The sequence below is a fragment of the Psychrobacter sp. JCM 18901 genome, assembly GCF_000586435.1.
Classification (GTDB): domain Bacteria; phylum Pseudomonadota; class Gammaproteobacteria; order Pseudomonadales; family Moraxellaceae; genus Psychrobacter.
In genome coordinates this window covers 1-1,080 of record NZ_BAWH01000049.1, presented here as the reverse complement: position 1 = coordinate 1,080, position 1,080 = coordinate 1, and the positions used below count along the sequence as shown (strand labels likewise).

General features: G+C 41.1%; 1 protein-coding gene. It reads right to left on the bottom strand.

Annotated features, from left to right (window positions below; genetic code table 11):
- Positions 1 to 103 precede the first annotated feature (103 nt).
- Positions 104 to 961 carry a LysR family transcriptional regulator gene (locus TT11_RS16515; RefSeq protein WP_261871195.1) on the bottom strand — a complete coding sequence of 286 codons (858 nt, stop codon included), beginning with the start codon at positions 959 to 961 and terminating at the stop codon, positions 104 to 106.
- Positions 962 to 1,080 lie beyond the last annotated feature (119 nt).

Below are 1,080 nucleotides of genomic sequence, written 5' to 3'. Positions count from 1 at the left end.
CGGCGCCCCAAAATCAATAGCAATTGATATCGTTAAGGATAATAAGAGTGTTGATTAATACTGATCCCAGTACGGATTATCACCGAATTGCTCGGCAATAAAATCAATCAAGTAACGACAACGCTGCGACAAAAAAACGATTCTTTGGATAAACAGCATAAGCGGTTAGGGTTGGCAATTGATAGTGTTGGAAGACAGGTACCAGCTCGCCCAGCGCCAGTTGTTTATAAGCAATAAAAGTCGGCACAAAGGTAATCCCATGCCCTTTGACTGCCAAATCCACTAAGAACTCACCATTGGTGGCTTTGATTTTGGCATCTATCGTACGATGATGACTTCTGCCTTCAGTATCCACCAAGTTTATACTATTGGTTTGACCGAGACTGTATTGCAAAAGCGCATGGTTGTCTAAATCGTCTAGCGTCTCAGGCATGCCCATTCTTGCCAAATAATCGGGACTGGCGCAAATCACACAACGAATCAATGCCAATTTTTTTGCTTGATAGCTAGAATCTTGTAGCTCGCCGATTCGAATAGCCAACTCATAGCCTTCTTCAATCAAATCGATACGTCGGTCAGAAAAATCCAGATCGAATCTCAGATTGGGATGTTTATTGGCGTATTTATCAATCACATCGTTCAGATGCATGAGTCCAAAGGACAACGGCGCTGTCATTTTTAGCGTACCTTCAATACGCATGGGAGCGTCAGTAGCATGCTCATTGACAGCGTCAACCGCACGCAAGATATTGTTCACTTGCTGATAATATTGCTCACCAGCCTGCGTCAATTTAGATTGGCGGGTAGTACGGCTAATTAATTGACTGCCTAAACGCTCTTCCAATTCTTTAAGTCGGCGACTGACGGCTGATTTTGCAATATTTAACTGCTCAGCAGCTTTAGTAATACTACCTGCCTCAACAATGCGTACAAACATCGCCATGTCTTCTAATTGACCCATTATCGATGCCTCATTATTGTTCTAATAAAAAGAATAGTTATTTGCATTTATGTCTGTTTATCTCTATATAGTCAACAATTATAATAGATACATTGTTCAATCACGTGAATTAATAACAA